Annotated in this window: 24 protein-coding genes, 1 pseudogene and 1 other annotated feature; of the genes and pseudogenes, 22 read left to right on the top strand and 3 right to left on the bottom strand. The window is 34.9% G+C overall.

The features are described 5' to 3' along the window. Window positions 1–9: 9 nt before the first annotated feature. The 12 genes from IEU51_RS02450 to IEU51_RS02395 all read left to right on the top strand — a co-directional run bounded on the left by IEU51_RS02450 (window position 10) and on the right by IEU51_RS02395 (window position 11,963). Entirely contained in the window at window positions 10–222 is a 213-nt protein-coding gene (locus tag IEU51_RS02450) for a DUF2922 domain-containing protein (RefSeq protein WP_186087338.1), read from the top strand. Continuing rightward, window positions 222–344 carry a YvrJ family protein gene (locus IEU51_RS02445; RefSeq protein WP_186087341.1) on the top strand — a complete coding sequence of 41 codons (123 nt, stop codon included), beginning with the start codon at window positions 222–224 and terminating at the stop codon, window positions 342–344. Before IEU51_RS02450 ends, IEU51_RS02445 begins: the two co-directional genes overlap by 1 nt. A 173-nt stretch (window positions 345–517) precedes the next feature. After that, a complete protein-coding gene (locus tag IEU51_RS02440; protein WP_186087344.1) occupies window positions 518–1,636 on the top strand; it encodes an exonuclease SbcCD subunit D in 1,119 nt (372 codons plus the stop codon). Continuing rightward, on the top strand, window positions 1,623–4,583 hold the full coding sequence (locus tag IEU51_RS02435; RefSeq protein WP_186087347.1) for an AAA family ATPase: 2,961 nt from the start codon (window positions 1,623–1,625) through the stop codon (window positions 4,581–4,583). The genes IEU51_RS02440 and IEU51_RS02435 overlap by 14 nt, the downstream gene beginning before the upstream one ends. Window positions 4,584–4,654: 71 nt before the next feature. After that, the gene (locus IEU51_RS02430; RefSeq protein WP_186087350.1) at window positions 4,655–5,263 is read left to right on the top strand and encodes an SCO family protein; all 609 of its coding nucleotides are present in this window, start codon (window positions 4,655–4,657) and stop codon (window positions 5,261–5,263) included. A gap of 88 nt (window positions 5,264–5,351) precedes the next feature. Then, window positions 5,352–6,836: a helix-turn-helix domain-containing protein gene (locus tag IEU51_RS02425; RefSeq protein WP_186087353.1), complete on the top strand. Its 1,485-nt coding sequence runs from the start codon at window positions 5,352–5,354 to the stop codon at window positions 6,834–6,836. 18 nt (window positions 6,837–6,854) lie between these two features. After that, on the top strand, window positions 6,855–7,016 hold the full coding sequence (locus IEU51_RS02420; protein WP_186087356.1) for a hypothetical protein: 162 nt from the start codon (window positions 6,855–6,857) through the stop codon (window positions 7,014–7,016). Window positions 7,017–7,198: 182 nt separating this feature from the next. Beyond that, entirely contained in the window at window positions 7,199–7,915 is a 717-nt protein-coding gene (locus tag IEU51_RS02415; protein ID WP_186087359.1) for a prepilin peptidase, read from the top strand. After that, window positions 7,912–8,481 carry a RadC family protein gene (gene radC / locus IEU51_RS02410; RefSeq protein WP_186087362.1) on the top strand — a complete coding sequence of 190 codons (570 nt, stop codon included), beginning with the start codon at window positions 7,912–7,914 and terminating at the stop codon, window positions 8,479–8,481. The genes IEU51_RS02415 and radC overlap by 4 nt, the downstream gene beginning before the upstream one ends. Window positions 8,482–8,594: 113 nt before the next feature. Further along, window positions 8,595–9,680 (top strand): tyrosine-type recombinase/integrase, encoded by a 1,086-nt coding sequence (locus tag IEU51_RS02405; RefSeq protein ID WP_000867971.1) that lies wholly within the window; start codon window positions 8,595–8,597, stop codon window positions 9,678–9,680. 2 nt (window positions 9,681–9,682) lie between these two features. Then, a complete protein-coding gene (locus tag IEU51_RS02400) occupies window positions 9,683–11,596 on the top strand; it encodes a tyrosine-type recombinase/integrase (protein WP_029658482.1) in 1,914 nt (637 codons plus the stop codon). A 1-nt stretch (window position 11,597) separates the two neighbouring features. After that, entirely contained in the window at window positions 11,598–11,963 is a 366-nt protein-coding gene (locus IEU51_RS02395; protein ID WP_000619629.1) for a DUF6262 family protein, read from the top strand. Between the two features lie 282 nt (window positions 11,964–12,245). On the opposite strand, the gene IEU51_RS02390 is transcribed toward IEU51_RS02395, so the two are convergent. From IEU51_RS02390 to IEU51_RS02380, 3 genes are all read right to left on the bottom strand, one after another. Next, the gene (locus IEU51_RS02390) at window positions 12,246–12,662 is read right to left on the bottom strand and encodes an NAD(P)H-dependent oxidoreductase (RefSeq protein ID WP_000855243.1); all 417 of its coding nucleotides are present in this window, start codon (window positions 12,660–12,662) and stop codon (window positions 12,246–12,248) included. 177 nt (window positions 12,663–12,839) lie between these two features. Beyond that, window positions 12,840–14,267, bottom strand: a complete 1,428-nt coding sequence (gene fexA, locus IEU51_RS02385) for a chloramphenicol/florfenicol efflux MFS transporter FexA (protein WP_040928540.1) — start codon at window positions 14,265–14,267, stop codon at window positions 12,840–12,842. 253 nt (window positions 14,268–14,520) lie between these two features. Then, window positions 14,521–14,664 carry a hypothetical protein gene (locus tag IEU51_RS02380; RefSeq protein ID WP_002360221.1) on the bottom strand — a complete coding sequence of 48 codons (144 nt, stop codon included), beginning with the start codon at window positions 14,662–14,664 and terminating at the stop codon, window positions 14,521–14,523. A gap of 438 nt (window positions 14,665–15,102) precedes the next feature. Between IEU51_RS02380 and IEU51_RS02375 the strand changes: the two are divergent. The 10 genes and pseudogenes from IEU51_RS02375 to queA all read left to right on the top strand — a co-directional run. After that, window positions 15,103–15,243 (top strand): annotated as a pseudogene (locus IEU51_RS02375) (JAB domain-containing protein); the annotation flags it as partial. Between the two features lie 747 nt (window positions 15,244–15,990). Further along, window positions 15,991–16,836, top strand: coding sequence for a rod shape-determining protein MreC (gene mreC, locus IEU51_RS02370; protein ID WP_186087365.1), 846 nt, complete (start codon window positions 15,991–15,993; stop codon window positions 16,834–16,836). Further along, window positions 16,837–17,355: a rod shape-determining protein MreD gene (gene mreD / locus IEU51_RS02365; protein ID WP_186087368.1), complete on the top strand. Its 519-nt coding sequence runs from the start codon at window positions 16,837–16,839 to the stop codon at window positions 17,353–17,355. It abuts the gene before it with no gap. Window positions 17,356–17,397: 42 nt separating this feature from the next. Continuing rightward, window positions 17,398–17,466, top strand: a sequence feature (ribosomal protein L21 leader region). A gap of 11 nt (window positions 17,467–17,477) precedes the next feature. Then, window positions 17,478–17,786: a 50S ribosomal protein L21 gene (gene rplU / locus IEU51_RS02360; RefSeq protein WP_186087371.1), complete on the top strand. Its 309-nt coding sequence runs from the start codon at window positions 17,478–17,480 to the stop codon at window positions 17,784–17,786. Further along, window positions 17,786–18,103 carry a ribosomal-processing cysteine protease Prp gene (locus IEU51_RS02355; RefSeq protein WP_186087374.1) on the top strand — a complete coding sequence of 106 codons (318 nt, stop codon included), beginning with the start codon at window positions 17,786–17,788 and terminating at the stop codon, window positions 18,101–18,103. The genes rplU and IEU51_RS02355 overlap by 1 nt, the downstream gene beginning before the upstream one ends. 11 nt (window positions 18,104–18,114) lie before the next feature. Further along, complete coding sequence (gene rpmA / locus IEU51_RS02350; RefSeq protein ID WP_186087377.1) at window positions 18,115–18,405, top strand: 50S ribosomal protein L27; 291 nt, start codon at window positions 18,115–18,117, stop codon at window positions 18,403–18,405. 61 nt (window positions 18,406–18,466) lie between these two features. Next, window positions 18,467–19,750, top strand: coding sequence for a GTPase ObgE (gene obgE, locus IEU51_RS02345; RefSeq protein ID WP_186087380.1), 1,284 nt, complete (start codon window positions 18,467–18,469; stop codon window positions 19,748–19,750). An 8-nt stretch (window positions 19,751–19,758) separates the two neighbouring features. Then, window positions 19,759–20,352, top strand: a complete 594-nt coding sequence (ruvA, locus tag IEU51_RS02340) for a Holliday junction branch migration protein RuvA (RefSeq protein ID WP_186087383.1) — start codon at window positions 19,759–19,761, stop codon at window positions 20,350–20,352. Window positions 20,353–20,367: 15 nt separating this feature from the next. Next, window positions 20,368–21,381, top strand: coding sequence for a Holliday junction branch migration DNA helicase RuvB (gene ruvB / locus IEU51_RS02335; RefSeq protein ID WP_186087386.1), 1,014 nt, complete (start codon window positions 20,368–20,370; stop codon window positions 21,379–21,381). After that, the gene (gene queA / locus IEU51_RS02330) at window positions 21,371–22,399 is read left to right on the top strand and encodes a tRNA preQ1(34) S-adenosylmethionine ribosyltransferase-isomerase QueA (RefSeq protein ID WP_186087389.1); all 1,029 of its coding nucleotides are present in this window, start codon (window positions 21,371–21,373) and stop codon (window positions 22,397–22,399) included. The genes ruvB and queA overlap by 11 nt, the downstream gene beginning before the upstream one ends. Window position 22,400 lies beyond the last annotated feature (1 nt).

The raw sequence follows: 22,400 nt of genomic DNA, 5'->3' as shown, positions 1-22,400 counted from the left end.
GAAATTAAAATGGCAGAAAAACTTGTATTAACTTTTAACACAGAGTATGACAGAAAGTTTAACATGACAATCAATGATCCAAAAGAAGGATTAACTCAAGCAGACATTGTGCGTGAGGCGAATAAAATCATTGCAACAGATGTACTTAGACCATCTTCAGGTAAGCCGGTATCTTTAGTCAGTGCTAAGATTATTCAAACTGACACAACTGTCCTACTGTAATGGATTGGATACCGTTTGTGAGTGATGTCGGGGTACCGGCAGCCATCACATTTTTTCTTCTGCACCGTGTAGAGAGAAAACTCGATGACTTAATATCAACCTTACAACAGATCTCACAGTAAAATATTTCTTAGAAAAGCACATTTGCTTTCCTGGGGGGTGTTGGCTTGTAATCTCATGCTAACGCTACTTCCCTAGGGTCAAATGTGTTTATTTTTTCTTTATTGTCCATTCTTGTCGATACTGACAAAATGGGCTTTTTTTAGTACCATATATAAGAATAGAGAGGATGATTGTGTTGAGAATTCTTCATACTGCGGACTGGCATATTGGTAAACGTTTGGCGGGTCAGAGTTTACTCGATGACCAGGCGTTTGCGCTCGATCAGATAGTCTCATATATTAAAAATAATAGCGTGGATGTAGTTGTCATTGCAGGGGATATTTACGATAGAGTGAATCCTTCGCAAGGTGCAATGAATCTCGTCAATACATATTTAAAACGCATCAATCTTGATTTGAAAGTACCAATCGTGATGATCAGTGGAAATCATGATGGAAAGGTTTTTCTAGATGGCAATTCTGAGTGGTTTAAAGCGACACAATTATACGTGAATACTGATTTAAGTAAATGCTACGAGAAACTTACAATTGGAATTACGAACTTTTATCTTTTACCATACATTGAAGTGACAGAAGCACGTGTCTTTTATAAAGATAAATCCATCACAACGTTTGAAGCGGCTTATGAACGTATTTTAGAAGATATTAAGAATGAAATGAATCATGATGAAACGAATGTCCTAGTCGGACATCTTTTTGTGAAACATGCGAAAGAGTCTGAGTCAGAAGAAAAGATGAGCGTTGGCCTCGTTGAAGAGGTTTCTCAATCACTATTTACCGACTTTGATTACACACTTCTTGGACATCTCCATCATCCATTCGCAATCACTCACGATACAATTCACTACAGCGGATCACCGTTAAAATATTCCTTTGATGAAGCCAAACAACCTAAAGGATTTAAAGTAATTGACATATCAGCAAATACACATGAATTTATTCCGTTAGAAGGTAAGCATGAGGTGATTGAATACCACGGAAGCTACAAGTCTGTCGTAGAAGACAAAGTAGATGTTGGGCCAAGAGATGCTTATTATAAGTTTGTGTTAACGGATATGGAAAGTGCGACTGAACCGATGGCGACTCTGAAAAAGTTATACCCAAATACGTTGGTATTATCTAGACAAATGGATGTGGCTGATTACGATATGAATACGATTGATGTAAGTGAACAATCAGATACAGAAATCTTTGAATCATTTATAAAAAAGTTTAAAGATAGAAAACCAACCGAATTCGAAAATGAAACATTCAATCAAACAATGAAGGAAGTTATACATGAGACCAATTAGCTTAGAACTTCAATACATTGGCCCATATGAAAACGAAACTATTGATTTTAAAGATATTAACCAGACTTTGTTTTTAATTAGTGGTAAAACGGGGTCTGGTAAATCGATGATATTTGATGCGATTACGCATGCGCTATTTGCGACAGCATCCACTTCTCTTCGCGGTACAGAGAGTTTAAGAAGTCAATTTGCACCAAGTACAGAACCTTCCATCATCATATTTACATTTATGTATAGAGGTAAGACATATAAAGTAGAGCGTCGTCTTAGATATTTTAGAGGTACAAATACGACAGAAACACCACCGGAATCTTCGATATATAACGAGTTTGGTGAATTGATTGAGAACGGACTAACGAAAGTAACCTCTTTTATAACAGAGTTGCTTCAACTTAGTGCAACACAATTTAGGCAAATTGGACTCTTACCCCAGGGTGAATTTCGTAAATTTTTAGTTGCAAGTTCAAGTGACAAGGAAGAGATTTTAAAAGCTTTATTTAGAACAGAACGTTTCAATGAACTTTATCTAAAGTTAAAAAAAGATCATGACAAAGATAAACAACAAATTGAAATGAAACACGCACTTATCATGAATCAGTTTAGCCAAGTATTAAAGGAAGAAGAGCAATCGACTTCTTTTAAAGAAAATTTAGAACGATTCCACACGATACAAATGGATGCTCGTAAAGAATTACAAGAAGCAGAAGAAAGTTATCAAAAAACTTTAGAGTCGAAGGACGTATTGTCAAAAGAAATTCAATCAATAAAAGAAAATAATGACCGTGTTGAAACGTATTTCAAAGAGAAAGATAACTTGGAACTGTTATTACAACAAAAGTCAGTTATTGATGACAAAGAATCTAAGTTAAGTCTGAGCCAAAAAGTACACACAATTAAAGATGCGTATTTTAATGAGAAAGAATATAGCAATAAAGTAAAAGATAGTAAGTCGCGCGTAAATGAAATGCGTCTAGTACTTGATGAAAAAACTTCAGAGAAGAAAAAAAATGATTCAGAATTCAAAGATTTACTGAATAAAGAACCAGAAATTAATGAGTATAAAGTAAGAGCTAAACATTTTTCAAAATACGATACAGAAGAATATCGATCCATTGAACAAGATATTCATAACTTGCTTGTTAAACAAGAGAGCGAAAGTAAATCATTAGAAATAAAAAAAGAAGAATTAACTGGTCTGGAAGTATCCATTTCTAAAATGAACGTTACCGATGAGAAGTTAAGGAAATCTGAAGCGGAATTGTTCAGCATAAAAGAGAATTTATTTACATTGCAAAATGAGTTAGAGATCGCAAAAGAATCAGAACAAAACAAAAGAGAAATTGATGATCTGACTGAGACGATTCATTCATTAGAATTAGAGATAGAAGAATTATCTCTCACTATTGAAAAACAAAACCAAGAAGTACAATCACTAAATAATTTAAATGTAAAATCAGTCAATGAAATGATCGCTCATTTAGAAGCTGGGAAACCTTGCGTTGTTTGCCAACAAACCGTAGCACAGATTCCAGATACAATTGATTTTGATGAGGTATTATACAGTGAATTAGAGTCAAAACAAAAATCGTTAGATTCTTTAAAAATAAAACTTGGGATTTTGTCGGAAAAAGATCTTAAAGAAACCAGATCGAGTAAAGATTTAGAAACTGAGATTTTAAAAGCAGAGAAAGAATTAGCTCAAAGAGAATCTCAGATTGCGAGTGAAGCAAGATCTCTAGAGGAAAAGCAAGTGTTAGAAGTGCGTCTGAATGAATTGAAATCAGAAGTAAGCGCGTTTGCTCATGGTATAGATATTTCAAAACGTGAAGTAGAATTTCTAGAAAAACGATTTTCACAATTTAAAGAAGAGACGAATTTTGATGACTTTCTTCACTTCAAAGATGCTTTAAACATAATGGAAGCTGACATTGATACATTTCTAAAGAATAAAAAATCTTTAGAAGATAAAAGGCAGACACTTACACTAGAACTCACAAAGTTAGAAAGTCAGTTAGAGTCAGCGGAGTTTAAACTTGAAACTGAACGTAATATATTAGATGAAAACAGTCAAAAAGTGCGCGTGTTTTTATCTAAAAATAGCGAAGTGTCAGTGGAAGACTTAGAGACATTAATTGAACTAGATAACGATGCATTAAAAACTGAGATAGAAACTTATAAAAACAAAGTCGCACAAGTCGAAAGTTTAATTCTACACATTAAAAAAGATATCGAAGTATTTGAAGTTGTAGACTTAACAAATAAATTGTCTGAAGAACGTCATCTAAATGAATCCATAAACATAGAGTCAAAAAGACTAGGGCAACTTGAAAGTAGATTGAAATCATTAGATGGATTATATAAAAAGATTGAGAACGAAATCGAAACATATAAAAAAGAAGAACACGCATTTACAGAACTTGTAAAACTCGTTGAACTCCTAGGTGGAAAGCAAGGGACACCCACATTATCACGATTCGTACTCGTCTATTATTTAGAAAGAATCTTAAGCCAAGCAAACATCAGATTACGTAAGATGACGAATGGACGTTACGAGCTACGTCGAAGAGAAACATATAGAAGTGACCAAGCGCTTCACATTGACGTATTCGATTACTTTAACAACGCGAGGAGGAGTGTCGCAACACTCTCTGGCGGAGAATCATTCCAAGCAGCGCTCGCACTTGCACTTGCATTATCAGAAATTATACAACATGAGTCTGGGAGCATCGATATGGACATGTTACTGATTGATGAAGGGTTTGGAACACTCGATGAAGAAACATTGAAGGTTGCCATTGATACATTATTTGATTTACAAAAATCAGGTAAAATGATTGGAATCATCTCGCACGTTGAAGAATTGAAAACAATGATTGGTAATGTGTTGTATGTAGAGACGCTAGATGAACGTAGCCGTACAAAGCTTGTCACACCATTGTCAAATTAAATTGGAAAGATTTGGGAAAAATAGTTTAAAAGTTGTTATATTAGATGTAAGAGTATGTACGGAGGAATAAAATGAAGAAGGTATTGTTTTTAATGCTTTCAGTGTCATTTATTATTACAGCATGTAGTAAATCTGACGTTGAAGTTATGAGTCGCTATGGAAATACTATAGAAGAATTTTCAGTAACAGATCAAAACGATGAAACATTTACTGAAAAGGATATGGAAGATAAAGTATGGCTCGTTGATTTTATCTTCACGAATTGTGCGACAGTGTGTCCACCAATGACGATGAACATGACAAGTGTCGTCAATAAATTAAACGAAGACGGTGTGACTGACTTTGGTGTAATGAGCTTTTCAGTGGATCCTGAAACAGACTCACCAGAAGTATTAACAGAATATAAGAGTTATTATGATATCCCTGAAGACGTAGAATGGAAATTCCTAACTGGATATGATTACGACTTTATTAGACACCTTGCTGAGAAAAACTTTAAAACAATTGTAGCACCACCACCAAAAGGGAGTAACCAAGTGACACATGGAACTGCTTTTTATCTTATTGACAAAAATGGTAAAATCATAAAAGATTACTCCGGTGTGGATAATGGAAATGCAAGCTTCCCAGAAGCAGAAATTATTAAAGATGTTAAAATATTAACTAAATCAGAAGAATAGAATGATATGCACCAATAAGAAAGAATCCTATTGGTGCCTATTTTTCTATTTTTTGAATAAAAAACTCAGTTAGAAAGTAGGAGTATGGTTGCTTACGAAACTATTACCTAATCCAAGTAGAAGACAAATTAATCTTTTAAAAGTGTTAGAAGAACACGATGGTAAAAAGTGGATGACAAAATATGAAATCGCAGAAAAACTGAACTGTTCTTATAAAATTTTAGAAACAGATGTGGACCATATTGAAGAAAAAGCTGATTACATCAAGTTCACATGGGCAAGAGACGCGATGGATGTATCGATTGATCCAAACAAAGGTGTTCAAGCGTACTATAGAAGAGAGTTTAAAGAATCAAAAGTGATTCGCATGCTAGAAGTACTGTTCTTTTATCCAAAAATTGATATTTATGAATTAGCAAAACGCACAGACTCAAGTACATCAACGATGTATAGAAACATTGCAGCAGCGAATAAAGTGCTAAGCGAGAAATATCAGATTAGTATCTCTAGACAACCGTTTGAAATCATTGGAGATGAAGCGGAGATTAGAAGTTTCTATCATGCATTTTTCATGGAGAAATACACAGTACAAGAATGGCCATTTGAAGATATTGATTACCATACAGTATTCAACTTAGTCGATACTTTATTGAGTAAATCAGCATTTGAATTAAACATGTTTAGAACTCGCAATTCAACAATTCAACTTGCGGTTAACCTAACACGTTTAAAAACAAATAAATATTACCATTCAGAAGATGCAAAAATTAAAGATAAAAACAGAAAAATGTTTGATTTAATATCTGGTTCACTAGATCCATTACTTAATAAATATAATATAGAAATTAATGATCGCACTCTGCTAGACCTCTTATATCCATATACAAACGTCAACTGCTTGCTCTCAGAACGTCAGATGTTTGATTTAAAGTCTTCAGAGAAATATATTTATAATTCATATGAATTTTTGAAGCAGTTTATTAGACAGATGACAGAGAAATTTTCACTTGAAGTGGTAGATGAAAACTCTCTTATTCTAGAACTACACAATGCTGCATATTTAAATAACATCAATAATACGTCACAGACATTCTTTACAGAAAACACGAATACTTTAATCAACTACGTTAAAGAATTGAACCCAGAATTTGATCAGTACTTGCAAGAAGAGCTATCTAAATATCTTGAGCTTATGACGAGTGAAACAAAAGACTCTAAAGTACGTGTTATGAAAGAATCGGTGTACGTGCACTGGGAAGGACTTGTCGAAGCGTTACTGAAGAGACAAGGTGAAGTATCAATGCTTGTTGTATCAGACAACGAGCGCTATCACGGAGAAGCAGTAAAATCTGTGTTAAAATCAGAATTACCAGATCGAGTATCGTTTGAAGTGTACAAAGAACCAGAATTAGACTTAGAGTTAATAAAGAAATCCGAACATGAAATTATTGTATCCACGTTCCCGCTGAAGAAGTTAGAGGGTAAAGAAGTAATATTTGTGGAAGGATTCCCGACATTTAAGGAAATACAGTTGGTTTATAAAGCAGTGCACGGTAGATTAGATAGTAAGTAATAAAAAGGAGATGACGACATGTCATCAGTAATGCTTTTGATGATGGTATTGATGGTAGGGATCATGGTCGCAGTGGCAGCCGTAGTAGTCATCGCTGCTGTGATTAGCGCAAAACGTAAGAAGCAAGAAGAAGAGTTAGTAAATAAAGATGAAAAGATAGAAGAAGACCCACACTCTTAGAGAGTGTGGGTTTTTGTGTGGAAATTGATGGATGGTAGTGAAATAAAGTTGTAAATCTCAGTTATTAAATAATTGAGATAATAACATTACTATATTTAAAATTATGTAACCAAATTCTACGGAAAGCAATTTTATTTAAACTTACATATCAAGTATCCTTGACTGTAGTAAGGAGGGAAAGCGTGCTCTTTTTTATAAGTGGGACACTAATAGCTTCATTTATGTTTGTGGTTTCTTGCTCGGAGAAATTAAACTTTCGTTTATTATCTAGACGTAGTCGATGTGATCATTGCCTGAAAAGTCTCAGTTGGCTTGAACTCATACCAATAATCAGCTTTCTAGCTTTAAGAGGAAAGTGTAGAAATTGTAAGACTAAAATAGCTTCAGGTTGTTTGTTTGTAGAAATAATTTTAGGCATTTCTTTCACTCTTCCTTTATTTTTCACATTAGAAGCTGAATATTATACTCATTACTTCTTAATAGTTTCATTTTTAATACCTCTTTCGATTATTGATTATGAACAATTAATTGTTCCAAATCATATGCTAGTTCTTCTTAGTATATGCTCAGTGATTTTGTTTCCAATCTACTCCTCATATTTTTGGTTAAAGTTAATAATAATATTTCTGATTCTAAAGGTTTATCCATATTTTTCTAAATTTATTGGATTCGGTGATGTAAAATTATTTATGATTTTATTCCTAATTTTTCCAGCAAATATTTTTTTAATTATATTTTTATCTACTTTTATTATTGGTGGTTTAGCTGCAATTATTTTTGAGTTTATTTTAAAAGATAAAAATACAGTCTATCCATTAGTACCTTTTATTACCACTGCTTTTATTATTGTAATGATTAATTTAAAAGAATTAAAAATAATATTTGGAGGTCTATTATGACAGAAAAATTATTAATCAGAGAAATGTTCTCAGAAGATAAGCCAAGAGAAAGATTAAAAACTTATGGAGCTGAAAAGCTTACTAACCAAGAACTACTTGGAATAATTATCAACACAGGCAATAAAAATGAAAGTGCATTAAGTCTTGCGAATAAAATTCTTAGTAATATAAAATCAATTCGTGAAATCAGACATATGACAATTCAGGAGTTAACGGAAATCAAAGGCATAGGTGAAGCTAAGGCTATTACAATACTTGCTGTGATTGAGCTTGCAATTCGTATGCATAGTCATAGTCTTGAAGATGACATTTATATTAGATCTCCACAGGATGTTTCTAATTTATTAATGGAAAAAATGAGATACTATCAACAAGAACACTTTGTTGTGTTATATTTATCTACAAAATACATGGTTATTCATGAAGAAACTATCTTTAAAGGATCACTGAACTCGACAGTAGTTCACCCACGTGAAATATTTAGAGAAGCAGTGAAACGTAGTGCTGCAGCATTCATTTGTGTTCACAACCATCCTAGTGGAGATCCATTAAACATAGTATCCTAAACTAGAGTACTCTAAGTACTCGAAGTTTAGGATTTTTTAATTACAGTGCTTTAACTATTAAATATATAAGGGTATTATTAATAGTAGTTAAAGTATTTAAAGGTGGTGGAAAGATGAAGGTTCAGAAAGTAATTGTGGAGGAAAAATCATATCCGTTATACATACTGCTAGATAAAGAATTTGAAGTGATAGAACCGGTTAAGCGATTTATAAAGTACTTGGATAATACGGGCAAAGCTCCAAATACCATTAAAACATATTGTTATCATCTCAAGCTGTTTTATGAATTTATGAGCCAAAGTAGAATCGAATTAGGAGATTTACAATTTGAGGATTTAGCAAACTTTGTAGGATGGTTAAGAAATCCAGCAGGGCATTTAAAGGTAATAGATATACAACCAAAGAAGGCTAAAAGAGAGGAAACATCAGTTAATTCCATACTTAACGCTGTAACTAGTTTCTTAGAGTATTTAAATCGCACAGAAAATTTTAAAGCTATAGATATGTCTAAAGAAGCAAGAGGAAGAAACTTTAAGGGGTTTCTTCACCATATTTCTAAAGGTAGATCCTATAAAAAAAATATTTTAAAGCTTAGGGTCAAAAAGAAACTTGTACAAGTATTAGAACATGGACAAGTCAAAGCAATAATTGAGGCATGTCATACCAAAAGAGATAAGTTACTTATTATGCTTATGTATGAAGGGGGACTTCGGATAGGAGAAGCATTATCCCTTCGTATTGAAGATATTTCAACATGGGATAACCAGATTAACATCAGGCCAAGAGATCATAATGAAAATGGAGCTTATATTAAACTTAAAAAAGAAAGAACTATTGATGTAAGTAAGGAATTAATGGCATTATATACCGATTACTTAGTACATGAATATGGGGAAGATTTAGATCATGATTATATATTTATTAATCTTAAAGATTCTTATTTTGGCCACCCTCTAAAATATCAAAGTGTATTAGACTTAATAAGAAGACTAGGAAAACGGACAGGGATTACTTTCACTGCCCATATATTACGTCATACGCATGCCACAGAGCTTATTAGAAGTGGATGGGATGCTGCATATGTACAAAAAAGATTAGGGCATGCCCATGTACAAACAACACTTGATACGTATGTTCATCTTTCTGATCAAGATATGAAGAATGAATATAAAAAGTATCTTCAAGGGAGAGAAACATGACAATGAAATTTCCAAGTGTAGCAACTAATCGAAAGCTTATCGCTAGTACAGAGATTAATAAAAAAATAGCTAATATGACAAGTGTTTTAAAAGGTTATTGGGCAGCAGATAGATGGGATATAAGAATTTGTCCGCATCCTAGTGCAATTGAGTTAAGTAAGAATCCGTCACTAAGAAATCGTTGGGTAAATTTCGATAAGGTGGAAAATGTCTGGTTGAAAACAGAATTAAAATATTTTTATTACCTTCACTTGAATAATGGAGCTTGGAATGCAAAATCCGTTTGGATTAGAAAGGGAACAGTGATAAGCCGGATGATGGGATTTTTAAATTTAAAATATCCTAATATTACATCGATAACCGAAGTGCCTATAAAAAAAGCTTTGACAGAATACCGGACCTACTTAACAGAACAAAAAGTAAAAACTACGACTACTAATTACAAACTTGATGTAAATCAGCAGAAAGTTACTGTACATGCGAATTCCTATTACGTTACTCATCTTAAGCAGTTTATGGAATTCTATGAGGACTTCTATTTTGATGGGGAAGAATGGGAAAAAGATGTTTGGAATCGAAGAAAATTATCATTACCGGAAGATAAGGTAAACCCAACATCCTACGAATATACGATCAACTTTAAGGGTTTTAAGAATAATTATTTTAAAGAAATAGTTAAGCGATATTGTAAACTAATGTTAAACACAGCTAGCTTTTCTCACGTAGTAGATATAGCTTCAAAATTAAAAGAATTTTTTAATTTCATGAACAAAAATTGTGAAGGTATACAAAGGATTCATCAATTAACTAGAAATGAAATTGAGCAATATTTTAATTATATTAATTTAAAAGGTTTAAAACCCAGTACTGTAACTGGACGAATATCTACTTTAGACGTTTTTTTTACTACAATTCAAAGATATGACTGGAAGGATACACCTTCTAAGATCCTTATCTTTCAAGAAGATTACCCTAAAGTGCCGAAGGCACTACCACGTTATATTGATGAACATATACTTGAACAATTAAATGGGAAATTAGATAAATTGGAACCTTATATTGCTACAATGGTTATGGTACTTCAAGAATGCGGGATGCGTATCAGTGAACTTTGTACATTGAAAAAAGGGAGCGTCATAACCGATAAAGAAGGGGATTGCTTTTTAAAGTATTATCAGTGGAAAATGAAGAAAGAGCATATCATTCCTATTTCTAAAGAAATTGCTGCATTGATATTAGTTCAAGAGCAAAGGGTGGCTGATGAACTCGATGATGGATGTGTATATGTGTTTCCCCGAAAAGATTGCTCACCATTGAAACAAGATACCTTTAGGGTTAAATTAAATGAACTAGCTTATGAAGAAAAGATAACGGACAGCAACGGAGAAATTTTTCGTTTTCATGCTCATGCCTTTCGGCATACAGTTGGCACTAGAATGATAAATAACGGAGTGCCACAACATATTGTCCAGAAGTTCTTGGGTCACGAATCACCGGAAATGACGGCAAGATATGCACATATTTTTGATGAAACCCTAAAGAAGGAATTTACGAAATTTAAGGAAACCTTAGTAACGAATAACGGTAGCATTCTGGATTTAAGTGAGGAAAATACTGAAGCTGACAATACAGATCTTCAATGGTTTAAAAAGAATATCAATGCACAGGCACTTCCTAATGGCTATTGTCGGTTACCAGTAATTGCAGGACCATGTCCTCACGCAAATGCATGTTTAGATTGTACGAATTTCTGTACAAGTAAACAATTTCTTACTGAACATGAAGAGCACTTAGAGCGAACTAAAGAAATACTAAATAGGGCTAAACAAAACCAATGGCAGCGTCAGGTTGAAACCAATGAACGTGTTAAAAATAGATTAGAACAGATTATTCATTCGTTAAAGGAGACGAATTAAAATGATTAGAAAAGGTAACACAACTGCCATAGTTCAGCTAGCTAAAGACAAGTCGGAGAAAACAAGAATTAGGGTTGAAAAGACAATTTCAGAGATGGCATTGAAAGAAGAGAAGATTAATTTTAATTCCGTTGCACAAAAAGCAAATGTTTCAAAGTCATGGCTTTACAAACAAAAAGATATTAGAACTAGAGTGGAGACATTAAGAGGGATGCAGATAAGTGAGTTAACCCCCCGTAAACCTAGTAAAAGCCCTCGTTCAGAGGACGTATTAATAAAAACCTTAAAAAGCCGTATAAAGGCGTTAGAAGAAGAGAATGAACGGTTAAAGGATCAAGTTCAAAAATTACATGGCAAGCTGTTTTAGCAGATTTGTGTTTCTTGGAATTTATTGGGCACTTTGAATTGGCTACCTAAAATGAAATCGCTAAAACCTTCAATAACTTCAATAGCCCATTTCCCTAAATGTGTTAAGGGGAAATGGGCTTTCTTCTAGTATTGTTGGCATGATCGCAGAAGTGTTTTATGCTCTTAAATAATACTTTTTAATATATTGCAAATACTCATTAGCACTTTTCTGTATCTCTTCGCCCTTCATATCCGAATTAGCACCGTAAAGTACAAACTCTGGTACATATTCAGCATGAATCTATGCACATAAAGATTTGAATGGTGTTAACATCTGGGTTAATGTATGCTTGTTTTTACCCATACTTGTAAATTCACCTTTTTTTACGCCAGCTGATATAGCTAATCCTAATTTTCGATTATAAAATATTCTTTTACCCTTTGATCCGTAAGCCCATCCATATATAATCACTTCATCGATCCATTTTTTTAATAATGAAGGAGAACTATACCAATATAATGGAAATTGAAAAATAATATTATCATGATTTTCAACTAATTCCTGCTCTCTTTTTACATTTATAATAAAATCAGGATACTCTCTATAAAGATCATGAATGGTAATTTCGTTTGAATAAGACGCTGCTTTTTCTACCCAAACTTTATTGATTCGAGAATTTGGCATATCTGGGTGAGAAACGATCACCAATGTTTTCATTGTTTCATCCTTAACATACTCAACTTTCGCACCAATAAAACAGTGTACGAAAGTTGAGTTACTTAAAAGTATTCTATTCTAAGAAATTCAAATTTGCGTGATTCCTAAGCTATTTATTTACAGCTTAAACTATAGAAGATGAACTAAACAATAACTAATCTTTACATAACTAAGTTATTACCCACGCTTTTTTAAACCTAATCCAGCTATTAAGGCAATGAGTATTGCCCCTGTAGCTGCAAGGAACGCATCTGAGTAGGACATAGCGTCCAATATATATAATGGATTTATCGGCTCAGTAGCATCACGTCGAGCGGATAATAATGCTCCAATCATACCTGCTCCAGTTCCTGCTCCAAGGTACAAAGCACCTTGGAAAATCCCCATTCCGACACCAACCTTGTCTGCATCGAGTGCACTTACTGCGGCGTTATTTGCGGGAGAATTCGTGAATGCAAAAGCAATCCCTACTCCGAGGACCCCCACGGAAACTAACAGAGGTGAAGCACCAGATGCATAGGTGGACAAGAATAAGGTAGACAGCCCCATCAGAGTCATCCCAGTAATTATCAGACGTTTATCCCCAAATCGATCAGAAAGACGGCCAACGAAGGGAGATAAGATTGCAACAGCCACACCACCTGGCAACAATATCATTCCAGCCTGTCCAGAAGAGAGTCCATTCACCTCAACGACTAGTAATGGGACGAACACAAGAACAGCGAAATAAGCAAACATCGAAAAAAATGCAATTATGACCGTATTGACATAATCCTTGTTATTGAACAGGACAGGTGGTACAAATGGATTTTCTGCGGTAACAATTCTCCAAATAAATCCCACCAAAGCTACAACAGAACCAATTAGGCTAGTTAACGATGAGAACGAAGAAAAACCAGAAGTTTCTCCTTGAGTGATGCCAAAAAGGAGTAATCCTACTGTGAGGCCGAGGAATAAACCACCAATGAAATCAAAGTTCTTATTGCTTCCTACGGATTCTGCCGGTTTAATTGTCGGTAACGCGTAGTAGGCACCAATAACAATCATAATGGCTAACAAAAATGTGAACCAAAACAAGGCATTCCACCCTAAATATTGACCAACTACTCCACCAAATATTGGACCAGCAGCAGTTCCAACACCAATACTTCCTGCGATAATTCCCAAAGCTCCCCCACGTTTTCCTTGTGGGAAAACCTTCGAAATTGCAATGACTGATAGAACTGGAATTGCGGACATCCCAGCACCCTGAACCATTCTTCCCAAAACCAACAATGGGAGGTTCGGGGCAATTGCACATAAAAGACTACCACTTGCCAGAATCATAATGGCAAAGATATATAGCTTTCGTAACTCAAAAAAGTCTGAGATTCGACCATAAATCGGAACTCCAATCGCAAGAACAAGTGCAATACCACTAACTATCCAACTCACTTGAGATTTCGAAGCTTCTAAATCTTTGCTTATTAGTGGAAGTACGGGATTGACTAAATCAACCGTAATTGCAGCTACAAGTACAGATAGGGAGAGTACCATCATTAAAAGCCTAGTAGAACCCCTTTTTTCAGATTGAATCATTTCTTTAGATTTACTATCCTTTTTCATTTTATTTCCTCCTAAAATATATTGTGATTTTAGGAGGCTAAATCCACTGCTTTCACCATAAACCTCACCTCATATCTATTTATATTGTAAAACCAAATCAACGAACTCACCATATTTCTACAGCATGATTAAAGATTCGGTTCTCCAAACTAACTGAACTGATCAAACAAAAAAAAGGCACCAGTTTAACAACCGGTGCCTAATCATTCGTATGCATTTTTACAAATGCAATAGATTCATAAATTTTTGCCCATTATATAAAAGGAGGCAAAAAGTTTTCCGGTAGTGTTTCCATTTTTTGTTTTTGTGAAAAAGGACATACTGATCCCGTTGTACCTAAATCCCCTGAAACTTTTACATGCTTTCTAAACTCGACATTAATGAAATCAATTCCCATTACTTTTTGCCTCCTTTCTCATATTGTGATAATAACACAATAATAATTGATGAAAAAGAAATAATCAACCCTACTTTTTTGAAAACCAATTTAAAGCTTTACTACTTTTACTTACATAATAAAGGCAGGTGCAGTATAAACTTTTTTAAATAGGTCTTCTTTAACGAGCAGGTAGCGTCAGTTAAAGTAGATAATTTAAGATCGAAATCATATTATAGATATTCCGAAATTGGGCGTGATTGTTGCAGGTCAAAAGCTTAATTCCTCGATAAAATAAAAAGGAATTAGTTTTTTTATTTGTGGTACATTCTTCTGACCGTAATCAATTGTCATCTAATAATTACATTGTATTTTTTCATTTGATTTAACACGTTAAATATATGTTCTTAAAGTAAAAACATTGATGTTAATGGATTTTTAGTAATTTACTCTTGATAAGACCCAACTCCGTCTAAAGAAGATATTGATGTTACTAAACGATTAAAAAAAGGTAGCGAGTTAATTGGAATAGACTTTTTAGATCACATTGTGATTGGTAATGGAAAATTCATTAGTATGAAAGAGATGGATCATTTCTAAAATGTATTTATATCAAAATTGGACTGGTAAGAGTAGCTAGATTAGAAACAAATCGTTTTTATTTCAAAAGTAGAGCAGGGAGATCGTCTAGATTAGAAACAAATCGTTTTTATATCAAAAGTAGAGCAGGGAGGTCGGCTAGATTTAAAACAAATCGATTTTATTTCAAAAGTAGAGCAGGGAGATCGTCTAGATTTGATATAAATCATATTCATAGAGAAATTATATGAATAATATGGTGATATCATCTTAAAACTACGAATAAATTAATTTAAATGATAATTCTAAACTAAGATTAAAGTCTGAGTAATGTGTTGCCAAGCGCATTGCTATCGCTTACCCTAATTTTTACTTATTCTATAAATCATTAATTTTTAATGAATACCCTTGCATTATCTCTAACATTAAAATATAATGAGAATATAGTTAAACATAGAGAACGGACACTGTTTTGATACAGCGGTCACTCACCGATAGCACATACTGCTAGATATCATATTATTATCTGTTACGTTTTAGCTAGTCTAAAACAAAACCACTAGAGAGCGCCATCTCTGGTGGTTTTCTTTATTTATAGGGTTACTAAGATAACTTATAATACTCTTTTTTACATATTAAAAGGCACAAATAAGGCACAAAGTTTTGTATAAATCTTCCCTTTCAAGCTATCTTCATTTTTCTCTTTTTACAATAGAAGTAGTGCGGGTGGTTGTGGTAAACTTGTATGGAATATATGGAGGTGGGTTCATGCGATTTTTGAATAGAAACAGAATGATCATCGTTATTGTTTCAGTAATCGTGTTAATTCTATTAATCGGATTTTCATTATCTGACAGATCGCATACTACTAAAGCTGAACAGTTTACAGCGGATACGACTGCAACCACTCAACGCGTCATCGATGCGCCATTTAATTTTATTGGTAATATTTTTTCAGGTATTTTTAGTGGATTTGGTGCAGATAAAAAAATAAATGAGTTAGAGGCCAAGCTCGATTCATTGCCGCAGCTTAAAGCAGATAACGAGAGACTCGCCGAAGAGAATAAGGAATTAAAGGAAGCACTAGATGTTTCTTCGAAACTCGACTACGAATCTATCAATGCTCGCGTTATTTCTCGAGCACCGGATCAGTGGCTTAATTCTTTTGTTATAGATAAAGGTCAAAAAGACGGAATCGAAGAGGGCATGGCAGTGATGACGCCTAAAGGTCTAATCGGGATCGTAAAGCGTGTCAACGGAATGTCTTCTTATGTTGAAATCATCGCTACGAACACAGCGAAAGAGAATATCTCTGTTGAAATTAGAGATGGTAAAAACAAACATTACGGTACGATTGAAAAGTATGACGAAAAAACAGATACGTTATTAGTAAATAATATCGTGAATGAAGGACGCATTAATAAGAATGCGAAAGTGTATACTTCCGGATTAACGGGTGATTTCCCTGAGGGGATCATCATCGGTGAGGTTGTCACTTCTGAAAATGATTCATACGGGTTAAGTCAAAATGCACATGTGTCTTTAGCGAGTGACATCGACAATATTGACACTGTATTTGTTTTAAAGAGAGACCCGGAGTCTTTAGGTGATTAAATGAGAACTATTTTTTTATTTTTAATCTCATTTCTTCTATTATATGTAGATATTTCTTTTACGAATATTAGCCCAATTGATGTCGCTGGGCTAAATGTCTATTTCGTACCTAAATTACTCTTCATGTATATTTTACTTTTATCTTATTATCTCGGACTGAAGTGGAGTGTTACTACTGCACTCATCCTCGGATTAATGACTGACGTATACATTGGTACTATCTATGGATTACATCTGTTTGGATTTGTTCTGTTCGTGCTATTTATGAATTCAGCTTTCAGAGTGTTCTATAGAGACTATGTCACATTGTTTTTCGTCATCATCATGAACACATTTTTATTTGATACGTATATTTATTTGATGTATAGAGTGATAGGTGTTATTGAGATGCCGGTATTCGATTATTTTGCGTTACGTGCAGTACCAAGTTTACTCTTAAATTCAATACTCTATATCCCACTCTTAATTGTAGTTATTATACTTTCAAAAATTCGTAAATCTGTATTTAATAATCGTTGACTTAGAAAATGAACTACTTTATAATATAGAAGTTGATGAATTTGTAAACATCAACCGCTCAGAAAAGGTTTAAGTGAGAAATCCACCTATATGGCGTGTCTTAATATTCAGGAGGTGTAAGTATGTTTGCAATTATTGAAACTGGCGGTAAACAACTAAAAGTAGAGGAAGGTCAAACGATCTTCGTTGAAAAATTAGACGTTGAAGAAGGCGACACTGTTACTTTTGACAGAGTATTATTCGTTGGTGGAGACAGCGTTAAAGTTGGTGCTCCATTAGTTGAAGGTGCTACTGTTTCTGCGAAAGTAGAAAAACAAGGTCGTGCTAAAAAAATCGACGTGATCAAGTTTAAACGTAGAAAAAACTACCATCGTAAACAAGGTCACAGACAACCATTCACTAAAGTAACAATCGAAAAGATTGATGCTTAATGGTTGAAATAGAAATTAAGAAGAGTAACAGTAATCAAATTGAGCGTATCACAATGCGTGGCCATGCAGACTATGACGTTCATGGTCAAGATATTGTTTGTGCAGGTGCATCTGCAGTAGTGTTTGGTTCAACCAATGCGTTGTTCGAACTTACTGAAGGAAAAGTATCCGTTGAACAAGATCCGAATGGTGGCTACTTTAAAATTGATATATTAGAATTTGATGAACGTGCTGAACTCATTCTGAATTCTATGATTATATCACTACAAACGATAGAAGAGTCATACCAAGAATATATTAAATTAAGTTATAAGTGAGGTGGACTTAAATGTTTAAATTACAATTAGACTTACAATTCTTCGCATCTAAGAAGGGTGTAGGTTCAACTAAAAACGGTCGTGATTCACACTCAAAGAGACTTGGTGCTAAACGTCAAGACGGACAATTTGTAACAGGTGGATCAATTATTTATCGTCAACGTGGAACTAAAATTCATCCAGGCGTGAACGTTGGACGCGGTGGAGACGATACATTATTCGCTAAAGTCGATGGTGTTGTTAAGTTCGAACGTTTCGGTAGAGACAAAAAACGTGTTTCTGTATACCAAGAAGCAAAGTAATGTAATTGTAGCATCAGCAGAAGCTGATGCTTTTTTTTATAAATTTAATGGAGGTGACAAAATGTTTGTCGATTATGTAAAAATACATTTAAAAGCAGGTAACGGTGGTAACGGACTTGTTGCATACCGTCGTGAAAAATATGTACCAATGGGTGGTCCTGCTGGAGGTGATGGTGGTAATGGTGCCGATATCGTCATGCAAGTGGATGAAGGTCTCCGTACTTTAATGGATTTTAGATTCCAAAGCCACTTTAAAGCCGAGCATGGTGAAAACGGAATGAACGCAAATAAACACGGTAAGAGTCGTGATGCATTAATTCTAAAAGTACCACCAGGTACAATCGTGAAGGATGCTGAAAGTGGTGCACCTATTGCTGACCTAACAACGGATGGTCAAACGGCTGTCATCGCTAAAGGTGGGCGTGGTGGACGCGGAAACTCTCGTTTCGTATCAAGTCGCAATACTGCACCGGACTTCGCAGAAGGCGGAGAACCTGGTCAAGAAGTTGAAGTTATCTTAGAACTCAAACTCATGGCAGACGTTGGGCTAGTTGGTTTCCCAAGTGTTGGTAAGTCAACACTTCTTAGCAGAGTATCACGTGCTGAACCAAAAATTGCTGCATATCCATTCACTACAATTAAGCCGAACCTTGGTGTCGTGAACACTAAAGACGGACGTAGCTTCGTTATGGCGGACTTACCTGGTTTAATCGAAGGTGCGTCAGAAGGTACTGGTCTCGGACATCAGTTCTTGAGACACGTAGAGCGTACTAAAGTGCTTGTTCACGTGATTGATATTGCTGAAACTGAATTTAGAGATGCCGTGGAAGACTATAATACAATCAGAAATGAAATGAAATTATATAATGAATCACTATTATCTCGTCCTGAAATTATTGCGTTAAATAAAATCGAAATTTTATCAGACGATGAAACACTCGAAAAATTTAAGAGAGAAGTCGATACAGATTCTAAAATCATGCAGATTTCTGCGGTTACAGGTCAAGGTATTGACGAGTTACTTTATGAAATTGCTGATACACTCGATAATTATGAAGAACAAGAAGAAGTTGAAATTGATGATTCTGACATTCGTGTTGTTTATAAACATGAAAAAGATCGCGATCAATTCGAAATTTCACGTGATATGGATGGTACATTTGTTGTTTCTGGCGAAGGTATCGAACGTCTGTTTATGATGACTGATTTCTCAAGAGATTCTGCAGTCCGTCGTTTCGCACGACAAATGCGTTCTATGGGTATTGATGAAGCACTACGTAAACGTGGCATTAAGACAGGTGAAATCGTTAGAATTATGGACTTTGAATTTGAATTTGTAGAATAGGTGAAGAAATGTATCAATATATTAAGGGAGTAATTACAGAAGTTAAACCAACTTTTGTCACGCTTGAAAATAATAATATTGGTTTTTTAATTGTTGTACCAAATCCATTTAGATTTGAAAGTGCATTAAACACTGAAGTGCAGATTTTTATTGAACAAATTGTACGCGAAGATAGTCTAACGTTGTATGGATTTAAAACAGAAAAGGAGAAAGCGATGTTTCACTCTCTCCTTAAAGTGACAGGAATTGGTCCTAAGAGTGCACTCGCAATCTTAGCCGCATCAACACCAAACGAAATAATCCATGCTATTGAAAATGAGGATCAGGCGTATCTTCAGAAGTTTCCGGGGATTGGTAAAAAGTCTTCAATGCAGATTATTTTAGACCTTAAAGGTAAGCTTTCTTATGACGAAGAGTTAGTAGAAACAGTTCAAGTGACTACTAAATCAAACGACGTTATTATAGATGAAGCACTGATGACACTAGAGGCCCTAGGTTACAGTAAGAGAGAACTTACTAAATTAGATAAACACCTGAAGCAGTTAGACATCGACACTGTCGAAGAGGCAGTCAAACAAGGGTTAAAATTTATTGTCGAATAATAGTGGGAGGAAATTATGGACGAAAGAATACTAAATGACGCGCAAGAAACTGGCGAAGAAATGGTTGAGTTGTCTCTTCGTCCCATCGTTTTATCACAATATATTGGCCAAGATACAATTAAAAGAAACTTAAAGATTTTTATTGATGCAGCTAAAATGCGCGGTGAAGCGCTAGACCACGTGATCTTACACGGCCCACCAGGTCTTGGAAAGACGACGTTATCTAACATCATCGCCCATGAAATGGAAGTCAATATCAGAACGACAACTGGACCTGCCATTGAGCGTCCAGGTGATCTTGCTGCAATTCTTTCTAGTCTCGAGCCAGGTGACGTTTTATTTATTGATGAAATTCACAGACTCCCTAGGATTGTCGAAGAAATTTTATATTCAGCAATGGAAGATTTTTTCATTGACGTTGTGATAGGTAAAGGTGATGAAGCAAGAAGCATCAGAATCGATTTGCCTCCATTTACATTGGTCGGTGCGACGACGCGTTTTGGGAGTTTATCGGCACCATTACGAGACCGTTTTGGTGTGCAATTAAGACTAGAATATTACGATATTGATAGTCTAGAAACGATAATAAATCGTACTGCAGATATCTTTGATAGTAAGATTGATGCTGATTCTGCACACGAGCTCGCGAAGCGCAGTAGAGGTACACCGCGTATTGCGAATCGTTTACTTAGACGTGTCAGAGACTTTTCAATGGTAAAAGAGGAAAAATCCATCACTTTAGAGACGACGAACTATGCGCTTAATGTGTTAGAAGTCGATGGTGAAGGACTCGATCCAGTAGACCATAAAATTATGCAGACGATCATTGAGACGTATGGCGGTGGCCCCGTTGGACTTGAAACTGTTGCGGTCTCAATTGGTGAAGAAGTTATCACACTTTTAGACGTTTATGAGCCTTATTTAATTCAAAAAGGATTCTTAGAGCGTACGCCACGAGGTAGAAAAGCAACGGCAAAAGCAATAGACTATTTTGAACAATCGTTTGGAGCAAACAATAATGAATATTAATGAATTTGATTTTGATTTACCAGAAGAATTAATCGCACAAACGCCACTTAAAAATAGAACTGAGTCAAAACTGTTAGTGTTAGATAGAGAGACAGGTGACATTGCGGACAAAAAATTCTATGATATTGTAGACTATTTAAATCCAGGTGATTGTCTTGTCTTAAATGACACAAAAGTACTTCCAGCACGTCTATTTGGTGTAAAAGAAGATACCGGTGCTAAAATTGAAATTCTTCTATTAAATCCAGAAGAATCTCTCTATAAAGTGCTCATTAAACCAGCCAAACGTGTTTCAATTGGTACAAGAGTATCATTTGGTGATGGACAACTTGTCGCTGAAATCGTTGAAAAACACGACGAAGGCATACACATGGTGAAACTACACCACGAGGGAATCCTAGAGGAAATTTTAGATCAGCTCGGTGAAATGCCACTTCCACCATACATCAAAGAACGTTTAGAAGATAAAGACAGGTACCAAACGGTATTTGCACGTGAATCAGGAAGTGCTGCTGCACCGACAGCAGGATTACACTTTACTGAAGCACTTCTTGAAACTCTTAAAGAACGTGGTGTAGAAATTCACATGGTGACACTTCACGTTGGTCTTGGAACATTTAGACCTGTTTCAGTGACAGATATTGAAACGCATGAAATGCACAGTGAATTTTACACGATGAATGAAGATACAGCGAATGCACTAAACGCTGCACGTAAACGTGGTAATAAAATCATCAGTGTAGGTACAACTTCAACGCGCACGCTAGAAACGATTTATAAAAAACACGGCAAGTTTGTTGCTGACAGTGGATTTACAGATATCTTTATTTATCCAGGAATTGAAGTGGAGTCAATCGACGGCCTCATCACGAATTTCCACCTTCCAAAATCATCTCTTGTCATGCTTGTTTCAGCATTTAGCACAAGAGAAAATATTTTAAATGCATACCAACATGCAATTGAAGAGAAGTATCGATTCTTTAGCTTTGGTGATGCAATGTTTATTATAAGGACGTGAA

The sequence above is a fragment of the Phocicoccus schoeneichii genome, from assembly GCF_014635565.1.
Taxonomy (GTDB): Bacteria; Bacillota; Bacilli; order Staphylococcales; family Salinicoccaceae; genus Phocicoccus; species Phocicoccus schoeneichii.
Note: the sequence above shows the minus strand (reverse complement) of the source record. Positions and strands in the feature narration are given on the sequence as shown.

Bases quoted from the DNA above. Each gene is read 5' to 3' on its own strand.
- obgE (WP_186087380.1), top strand. From the start codon at position 18,467: ATGTTTGTCGATTATGTAAAAATACATTTAAAAGCAGGTAACGGTGGT.
- queA (WP_186087389.1), top strand. From the start codon at position 21,371: ATGAATATTAATGAATTTGATTTTGATTTACCAGAAGAATTAATCGCA.
- rpmA (WP_186087377.1), top strand. From the start codon at position 18,115: ATGTTTAAATTACAATTAGACTTACAATTCTTCGCATCTAAGAAGGGT.
- mreD (WP_186087368.1), top strand. From the start codon at position 16,837: ATGAGAACTATTTTTTTATTTTTAATCTCATTTCTTCTATTATATGTA.
- IEU51_RS02390 (WP_000855243.1), bottom strand. From the start codon at position 12,662: ATGAAAACATTGGTGATCGTTTCTCACCCAGATATGCCAAATTCTCGA.
- rplU (WP_186087371.1), top strand. From the start codon at position 17,478: ATGTTTGCAATTATTGAAACTGGCGGTAAACAACTAAAAGTAGAGGAA.
- IEU51_RS02355 (WP_186087374.1), top strand. From the start codon at position 17,786: ATGGTTGAAATAGAAATTAAGAAGAGTAACAGTAATCAAATTGAGCGT.
- IEU51_RS02400 (WP_029658482.1), top strand. From the start codon at position 9,683: ATGAAATTTCCAAGTGTAGCAACTAATCGAAAGCTTATCGCTAGTACA.
- IEU51_RS02445 (WP_186087341.1), top strand. From the start codon at position 222: ATGGATTGGATACCGTTTGTGAGTGATGTCGGGGTACCGGCAGCCATC.
- IEU51_RS02405 (WP_000867971.1), top strand. From the start codon at position 8,595: ATGAAGGTTCAGAAAGTAATTGTGGAGGAAAAATCATATCCGTTATAC.
- IEU51_RS02420 (WP_186087356.1), top strand. From the start codon at position 6,855: ATGTCATCAGTAATGCTTTTGATGATGGTATTGATGGTAGGGATCATG.
- mreC (WP_186087365.1), top strand. From the start codon at position 15,991: ATGCGATTTTTGAATAGAAACAGAATGATCATCGTTATTGTTTCAGTA.
- IEU51_RS02395 (WP_000619629.1), top strand. From the start codon at position 11,598: ATGATTAGAAAAGGTAACACAACTGCCATAGTTCAGCTAGCTAAAGAC.
- IEU51_RS02380 (WP_002360221.1), bottom strand. From the start codon at position 14,664: ATGGGAATTGATTTCATTAATGTCGAGTTTAGAAAGCATGTAAAAGTT.
- IEU51_RS02450 (WP_186087338.1), top strand. From the start codon at position 10: ATGGCAGAAAAACTTGTATTAACTTTTAACACAGAGTATGACAGAAAG.
- fexA (WP_040928540.1), bottom strand. From the start codon at position 14,267: ATGAAAAAGGATAGTAAATCTAAAGAAATGATTCAATCTGAAAAAAGG.
- IEU51_RS02430 (WP_186087350.1), top strand. From the start codon at position 4,655: ATGAAGAAGGTATTGTTTTTAATGCTTTCAGTGTCATTTATTATTACA.
- ruvA (WP_186087383.1), top strand. From the start codon at position 19,759: ATGTATCAATATATTAAGGGAGTAATTACAGAAGTTAAACCAACTTTT.
- IEU51_RS02435 (WP_186087347.1), top strand. From the start codon at position 1,623: ATGAGACCAATTAGCTTAGAACTTCAATACATTGGCCCATATGAAAAC.
- ruvB (WP_186087386.1), top strand. From the start codon at position 20,368: ATGGACGAAAGAATACTAAATGACGCGCAAGAAACTGGCGAAGAAATG.
- radC (WP_186087362.1), top strand. From the start codon at position 7,912: ATGACAGAAAAATTATTAATCAGAGAAATGTTCTCAGAAGATAAGCCA.